The organism is Trinickia sp. (assembly GCF_051961175.1).
GTDB lineage: Bacteria > Pseudomonadota > Gammaproteobacteria > Burkholderiales > Burkholderiaceae > Trinickia.
The window spans coordinates 1-7,603 of record NZ_JBQCDN010000256.1 but is presented as its reverse complement, the minus strand read 5'-3'; the positions used below and the strand labels follow the sequence as shown (position 1 = coordinate 7,603).

Annotated in this window: 5 protein-coding genes; all 5 read right to left on the bottom strand. The window is 64.9% G+C overall.

The annotated features are described in order from the left end of the window. Positions 1-491 precede the first annotated feature (491 nt). Entirely contained in the window at positions 492-2,438 is a 1,947-nt protein-coding gene (locus tag ACTHL0_RS15465; RefSeq protein WP_440567690.1) for a methyl-accepting chemotaxis protein, read from the bottom strand. Between the two features lie 202 nt (positions 2,439-2,640). Next, entirely contained in the window at positions 2,641-3,669 is a 1,029-nt protein-coding gene (locus ACTHL0_RS15460; RefSeq protein ID WP_440567689.1) for a LacI family DNA-binding transcriptional regulator, read from the bottom strand. 134 nt (positions 3,670-3,803) lie between these two features. After that, positions 3,804-4,814 (bottom strand): ABC transporter permease, encoded by a 1,011-nt coding sequence (locus tag ACTHL0_RS15455; RefSeq protein WP_440567688.1) that lies wholly within the window; start codon positions 4,812-4,814, stop codon positions 3,804-3,806. Further along, positions 4,811-6,400 carry a sugar ABC transporter ATP-binding protein gene (locus ACTHL0_RS15450; protein WP_440567687.1) on the bottom strand — a complete coding sequence of 530 codons (1,590 nt, stop codon included), beginning with the start codon at positions 6,398-6,400 and terminating at the stop codon, positions 4,811-4,813. The genes ACTHL0_RS15455 and ACTHL0_RS15450 overlap by 4 nt, the downstream gene beginning before the upstream one ends. Positions 6,401-6,600: 200 nt before the next feature. Continuing rightward, a complete protein-coding gene (locus tag ACTHL0_RS15445; RefSeq protein ID WP_440567686.1) occupies positions 6,601-7,572 on the bottom strand; it encodes a sugar ABC transporter substrate-binding protein in 972 nt (323 codons plus the stop codon). Positions 7,573-7,603 lie beyond the last annotated feature (31 nt).

Here is a 7,603-nt window from a genome sequence, read left to right as displayed (position 1 = left end):
CACGGCCTCCCTTCTCAGATACCGGCATCGCTTCTCGCAAGCGCGAGCCTCAGCTTGACAGCAAGCGCACCATTTCGTTGCACGGTCCGCCCCACGCAAGGATCACTTGGATCGTCCCCATGCCGCAAGCCGGCCCTCGCCCCCCATTGCACGTGGGATGCCTGACGGGCAACCTTCTCATGCAACATTGCAGTGCGTTATCGGCGCAGCGCTTATCCGCTCCGCGCAGTGCTTTATCCGTATACGCGCTGGCGGTGGTTTTCGACGACACTTGTACGCATCGGTTACAAGTTTTTTCGATCGACTCGCGAGTATCGAAAGGCGAGCCATGACGGCGCGTCGTTGGAAACCGGATGAACGCTGATCGGCATCTTTCGGGGACAGGTGCCTCGGGCGAGCAGGCCCGGCGCTTCGTCATCGGAAACGGCCGGGCGCGTCGCATCCCGAGCGGGACGCGGAAGGGGTAAATCCTGGGCGCAGGGCCCGCGTTCCTAGAACGTTTCCCAGTCGTCGTCCGACTGCGCCGCGGGCGATGCGCTCGCCGCGGACAGCTTGCGGGCCGGTGCGGGAGCCGAAGCGGCAGTTGCGGCGGGAGCCGCGCGCTGAGCGGAGACAGCAGGTTTCGCCTCGACCGGAGCGCGCGTGCGTTGCGCCTGCACGGTGACGGGTTTTGCTGCGGCGGCGGTTGCGGTTGCGGCCAAGGCTGAGGTTCCCGTTCCAGCGGCAGGCTCGGCACGGGGCGTGCCCGCCACTACCGGCACCTTGGCCGGGACAGCGGAGCGCTTGCGTATGGCAGGCGCCGGGGCAGGCGCAGCTTTCGCGCGCGTCCTGGCGGCAACGGGCGCGCGCGACGACGACGGCGGCAACGTGTTCGTGCGCGCCGCGCTGCCATTATCGACGAGCTGGAACACGCTGACGGCCGCGCGCAGGCGCTCAGCCTGCTCTTCCAGCGATTGTGCGGCGGCCGACGCTTCTTCCACGAGCGCCGCGTTCTGCTGTGTCACTTCGTCCATCTGCGACACGGTTCGAGCGACGTCGCCGATACCGCTGCTCTGCTCTTCCGACGCCGCAGCGATTTCGCCCATGATATCGGTTACGCGCTGCACGGCAGCAATGATTTCCTCCATCGTGCGCCCGGCTTCACCCACGAGCGCCGAGCCCGAACGCACGCGCTCGACCGACGTATCGATCAGCGTTTTGATTTCCTTCGCCGCACCCGACGAGCGTTGTGCCAGCGAACGCACCTCGCCTGCGACGACGGCGAAGCCGCGCCCTTGCTCGCCGGCGCGCGCGGCTTCGACCGCTGCATTCAGCGCGAGGATGTTGGTCTGGAAGGCGATGCCTTCGATGATCGTGATGATGTCCGCGATCTTCGCGGAACTGTCGTTGATCTCGCCCATGGTGCCGACAACCTGGCCGACAACGTCGTTCCCCTTGTTGGCGATCTCCGAGGCGTTCGCGGCCAGCGCGCTCGCCTGGCGGGCGTTGTCGGCGTTCTGCCGGACGGTGCCCGTCAGCTGGTCCATGCTCGAGGTGGTGTGCTGCAGGGAAGCGGCTTGCTCTTCGGTTCGAGCCGACAAGTCGAGATTGCCCGCGGCGATCTGCTTCGTCGCCGATGCGATCGATTCGCTGCCGCTGCGCACCGTCCGAACCGTATCGGTCAAGCTGCGCTGCATTTTGGCCAACCCGTCCAGCATGAGCCCCATTTCGTCACGCGTGCGCACGACGATCGGCTGGCGCAGGTCACCCGACGCGATCGCCTCGAAATGGACCAATGCTTCGGCGAGGGGGCCGGCTATCGCTGCGCGCAGCTTCAAATACGCCACGAGTGCCGCCGCGAGCGCGACGACGAGCAGCACGATCGTCACCGTGCGGAACGTGTCGCAGGTTGCCTGGGAACCCTCGTATTCGGCCGTCGATTGCGAAAACTGCAGCTTGCTCAACGTATCGTCGCTTTTCGACAAAGCGACGAAAGCGGTTTGCAAATCGTCAGCAGTGCTAAGGATCTTCTCGTGATCGTTAGCGTTGATCGCAGCGATGTACGCCGATACGACCGACCGCAGCGCCTCGCGTTTCGCGGCGACGTCTTGCGCGAGCTTGTCTTCCTCGGCATTGCGCGGGAAGTCCTGGTACTTTTTCCACCACTCGTCCGCCGTCGAACGAAGTACCGCGGCACGGTCGAAATTCTTTTTGGTTTCCTCGGCCTGCCCTGCATGCAGGGCAGCACGATCCAGGGCCAGGCGCTCGCGTGCCGCATAGCTTTCCGCCATGCTGATCGCCACCGCACTCGGCATTTGATTCCGATAGATGTCGCGCGTCGCCGTGCTCGCCTTGCCCATCCCCGACAAGCCGAGCGCGCCGAGCGCCAGCAACAGTGCGGATAAAAACGCCATCGCCAAGCCGATGCGCGCCTTGATCGTCATACCGTTTTTCAACATTGGGAAGTCCTTCTGGTCAGAACCAGGTTCAAGCGCACCGTTCGCCGCACCCGCGGCGGCAGTTTGCGCTCCGCACCTGTCGTTTACGGCTGGGTGACAGAGGACTTGAGAAAACGTATTGCTATGACGAATCGAATAAAGAAAGCCTATGAATCGTGTCGATAGGAGAAAGGCGGCTTGCGGAGCGTTTGCACCGCAGCCCTCAGGCGCAAAGCGCCGCGTCCATCGGCCCGGCGAACACCGCTGTCGACTCGCGCAGCACAAGCCGCGGCGTGATGACGCGCCGGCGCGTCGGCCCGCTCACCCCGCCGCTGATCCGCTCGATCAGCATCAGCGCCGCAGCCTCGCCGAACGCGCGCACCGACTGGCCGACTGTCGATAGCGCGGGGTACGTATAGCTGCTCAATTCGATATCGTCGAAGCCGATAATCGAGCAATGCTGCGGCACGCGAATGCCCCGTTCGGCGGCGACGCGCAGCGCGCCAATGCCCATCATGTCGTTGCAGGCGAAAATGGCCGTGGGGCGCACGGTGTCGAACAGGCGTCCGGCCGCTTCCTGTCCGCCCTTGCCCGAAAAATCGCTTTCGACGATGGCGCTCGGTTCGATGTCGATGCCGCGCTCGGCCATGGCGCGGATGAATCCATGCACGCGCATGGCGCTGACGGCCGTCGCGACGGGGCCCGTGATGCAGCCAATGCGCACGTGGCCGAGCTCGAGGAGGTGCCGCGTGGCGAGATAGGCGCCGCGTTCGTGATCGATCAGGACGAGGTCCGCAGCCAGCCCCTCGATGTTGCGATCGACCACGACGAGCGGTTCGCGCGTGTCGGTCAAGCTGCTCGCGAGGACGGCGTCGTCGCCGGCCGATGCGATGATGAGGCCGTCGATGCGCTTTTCCTGCAAGATCCGCAGGTAGTTGCGCTGCTTCGCCGGATCGTCATCGGAATTGCAGAAGAACATGCAAAAGCCTTGGCGCGCGCAGCCGTCTTCGATACCGCGCGCGAGCTCCGCGAAATAGGGGTTGGTGCTGTTGGGCACCACAAGCCCGATGGTTGCCGTCGAGCGCCCCTTCAGCGATCGGGCCACGGCCGACGGCACGTAATTGAGTTGGGTGATCGCCCGCTCCACTTTTGCACGCACGTCGGCCGACACCGGGCGGGTGTTGTTGACCACGTGCGACACGGTGGTGAACGACACACCGGCCATGGCCGCCACATCCTTGATCGTCGCCATTACCGATTCTCTCTCGCTTGTTTTTCTGTTGCCGGCCCGGCGGGCCAGGCACGTATTCCGACCATTCCATTTTGAGCGCCGGTCCGCCGCGATTCCCCGCGCGATGAACCGTACGTCCTACCCGTGCTACTCACTCAACCTCGCTTGCGCCGGCTTCGATACGTGTCGAGCACGACTGCCACCACGATAACGGCTCCCGTGATGATTCGCTTGGTCGGTTCGTTCGCGCCGATCTGCGCGAGCCCTGCCGCCAGCACCGAGATGATCAGCACGCCGAAGAAGGTGCTGATAACCGATCCGCGCCCGCCCATGAGGCTGGTGCCACCGATGACGACGGCGGCGATGACTTGAAGCTCCAGCCCGACGCCGGCATTCGGATCCGCGGCTTCGAGCCGCGACACCTGGAACAGCGCCGCGAGCCCGGAAAGCGCCCCCATCAACGCGAACACCGCCACCTTATAGGGCCGCGGATCGACGCCCGCCAGCCGCACGGCTTCTTCGTTGGTGCCGATCCCGACAAGGTGCCGGCCGAACACGGTGCGCGTCAGCACGAGCTGCGCGGCGATCATGACGACCACCGCGATCACGAACGCAGGCGAAATACCGACCGCGATCGGATTCGACAGAAAGTCGAATGCGTCGCCGATGTAGGCGGTGCGCGAATTCGTGAGCTGGTAGGCAAGCCCGCGTGCCGCTTCGAGCACGCCCAACGAGACGATGAACGATGGAATGCGCCAGCCGACCGTCACGCCGCCCGTCACCGTGCCGGTGAGTGCGGCGGCCGCCATCCCCAGCAGGGCCGACGGTACCGCGCCCCAGCTCCATTTGAGCGCCGCCACGCTGACTACCGAGGCCGCCAGCGCCAGCACGGACCCCACCGACAAGTCGATCCCGGCAATGATCAGCACAAAGGTCATGCCGACCGACATGACGACCAAATCCGGGATTTGATTGGCGATCGTGCTGAACGTTTCGTACGTCAGAAAATGCGAGCTGAGGGCAGAAAACAGCCCGATCATCGCGGCCAGCGCCCCCGCCAGCCCCAGGTAATTGGACAGGCCGAGCCGAGTCCCGACAGGCCGGACGCTCGAGGTATCGTCAAGCACGGGGGATGCCCCGTCGGGGCGCGCGGCCGGATCGTTCATGACAGACTCCGTGCGTCGGGTGAGTGCGAGGCCGCAACCGCGGGCGTGCCGTTCCCTTGCATATGGCCCGCGAAGGCCGCGGCGAGCAATGCGTCCTGTGTCCATGCGTCGCGCTCGAAAATGCCCGTGAGCCGGCCCGCCGACATGACGCCGATTCGGTCGCAAATCAGCATCAGTTCGCGCAGGTCGCTCGAGACGACGACGATCGCTCGCCCTTCGCGCGCGAGCGCCCCGAGCAGCATATAAATGTCGAACTTCGCCCCCACATCGATCCCGCGCGTGGGCTCGTCGAACAGCAGCACGTCGGCTTGGCGCGCGAGCCAACGGCCAATCACGACCTTTTGCTGGTTGCCGCCCGACAGCTCGCCCACCGGTTGCGCAGGGCCATGCGCCCGCACGCGCAATGCCTCCATCTGCCTGCGCGCAAGCGACTGCTCGCGGCGCGGCTCGACGATACCCCAGCGCGCCACGCTGCCCATGTTGCCCAGGGAGACGTTCGCGGCAATCGGATGCGGCAGCAACAGGCCCTCGCCCTTGCGGTCTTCGGTGATCAGGGCAATACCGTGCCGAACGGCGTCCGCCGGCGAGCCGATCGTCGCCTTCGTCAGCGGCCGGCCGACGCAGACCGTGCCGCGATCGGCCCGGTCCGCGCCGTAGATCAGCCGCATCAGCTCCGTGCGTCCGGCGCCGATCAGGCCGCTCACGCCGAAGATCTCGCCCTCGCGTACGTCGAACGAGACGTCGCGCACCGCGCTGCCGCGCGTCAGGCCCTCGATCTTCAACAACGGCGCGCCGATTCGGCGTTCGCCCAGATCGATGCGCTCGCCAAGCTCGCGTCCGACCATCAGCGTGACCAGGCGCTCGCTCGTGACGTTTTCCATCCGGTTCACTTCGACGAGGCGCCCGTCGCGCAGCACGGCGACACGCTCCGCCACGCGTGCCAGCTCCTCGAGCCGGTGCGAGATGTAGACGATGGCCACCCCGCTCGCCTTGAGCCGGTCGATCTGTTCGAACAGCAGATCGACCTCGCGCGCCGTCAGCATGGCTGTCGGCTCGTCGAAGATCAGCACACGCGTGTCGTCGATCAAGTTGCGGGCAATCTCGACCATTTGCTGATGGCCGATACCGAGCGCACCGACGGGCGTATCGGGATCGATCGCGTCGAGCCCGACGCGTGCCATCGCCGCCCGGGCTTCCTCGCGCAAACGTGCTCGATCGATCCAGCCGAGCATGCGTGGGCCGCGCCGCGGCAGGCGGTCGAAAAACAAGTTTTCCGCGACGGTGAGCGTGGGCAGCAGATTCAGTTCCTGCATGACCATGCGTACGCCCAGGGCCTCGGCTTCATGCCGGCTTTTCGGCGCGTAGTCGTTCCCCCCGAGCCGCATGCGGCCGGCGCTCGGTGCGACGAGCCCGCCGATGATCTTCGACAACGTACTCTTGCCCGCGCCGTTTTCGCCGGTCAACGCGAGCGCCTCGCCCGCATGCAGGGCGAGTGTGACGTCGGCGAGCACGGGCTCGGCATAGACCTTGCCGATCCCGGTCACGCTGAGCACTGCGTTCGATTCGTCGTGGTCGGTCAAATCCATCGGGTTTCCGTTGTCGGGGCGGCCGGATCCGCAGCCGTCGCGCGCCGGCACACCGCCATGACGCATATATCGGAGGATAACGGCAGTCTCGCGCCCTTTCTTGAGCGCGTCCGCCGGCATCGACGCCATCGCGTGCCAGCGCATGTTCGGCCCTGGGATAACAGGCCGAACACCGGCTACATTCGACGGTCAGTCGAAGATCACTTCGAACCCTTCGTCACGAGGTCAACCGGCGTCTCGACCACCTGCGACAGATCCGATTGCTTCTTGTGCTCGTCGATCGCCTTCAGCGCCGTATCGATGCCGAACACCGCTTGCTTCGCGGCGTACTGGTTGGCCGTGGCGAGCACGCGGCCGTCCTTCAGCATAGGCTTGATCGCATCGATGTCGTCATACCCGACCACGTACACCTTGCCTTGCTTGCCCGCCGCGCGTACGGCCGAGACGGCACCGATCGCCATGTTGTCGTTGCCGCACAGCAGCGCCTTGATGTTCGGGTATTGATTCAGCATGGCAGACGCGATCGCGTTGCCCTTGTCGATCTCCCATTCGCCGGATTGGACCGAATCGATTTTCGCGTTCACCTTGGCCATCGCGTCCTTGAAGCCGGCGGTGCGCTGCTGTGCGTTCGTCGTCGTCGACACGCCTTCAATGATCCCCACTTCGTCGCCCGCTTTCAGTTTCTTTGCCAGATAATCACCGACTTTCTCCGCACCCTTGCGGTTGTCGGGGCCCACGAACGGCACGTTCAAGTTCTTGGACTTGAGCACATCGGGGTCGAGCCGGTTGTCGATGTTGACGACGACGATACCGGCGTCGATGGCCTTCTTCACCACGGGCACGAGCGCCTTGGAATCGGCCGGCGCCAGCACGATCGCATCGACGTGGCTGTCGATCATTTGTTCGACGATATTGATTTGCGCGGCCGTATCGGTTTCGTTCTTGATGCCGTTGGTGATCAGGCTGAACTTGGCGGCATTGTGCGCTTGGTAGTCCTTGGCGCCGTTTTCCATGGTCAGAAAGAATTCGTTCGCCAGCGACTTCATGACGAGGGCGACCCTCGGTTTCTTGGTGCTTTGCGCATACGCCTCGGTTGCGGTGAGCGGCGCGAGGGCCGTGCAAGCCAAGGCGGCGACGGCAACGAGCATACGGCGGCGGGTGCAATGCAGCATACGGTTCTCCTTTCTTATTCGGCCTCGAAGA

Coding starts and splice junctions, on each gene's coding strand:
- ACTHL0_RS15465 (WP_440567690.1), bottom strand. CDS start 2,438: ATGTTGAAAAACGGTATGACGATCAAGGCGCGCATCGGCTTGGCGATG.
- ACTHL0_RS15460 (WP_440567689.1), bottom strand. CDS start 3,669: ATGGCGACGATCAAGGATGTGGCGGCCATGGCCGGTGTGTCGTTCACC.
- ACTHL0_RS15455 (WP_440567688.1), bottom strand. CDS start 4,814: ATGAACGATCCGGCCGCGCGCCCCGACGGGGCATCCCCCGTGCTTGAC.
- ACTHL0_RS15450 (WP_440567687.1), bottom strand. CDS start 6,400: ATGGATTTGACCGACCACGACGAATCGAACGCAGTGCTCAGCGTGACC.
- ACTHL0_RS15445 (WP_440567686.1), bottom strand. CDS start 7,572: ATGCTGCATTGCACCCGCCGCCGTATGCTCGTTGCCGTCGCCGCCTTG.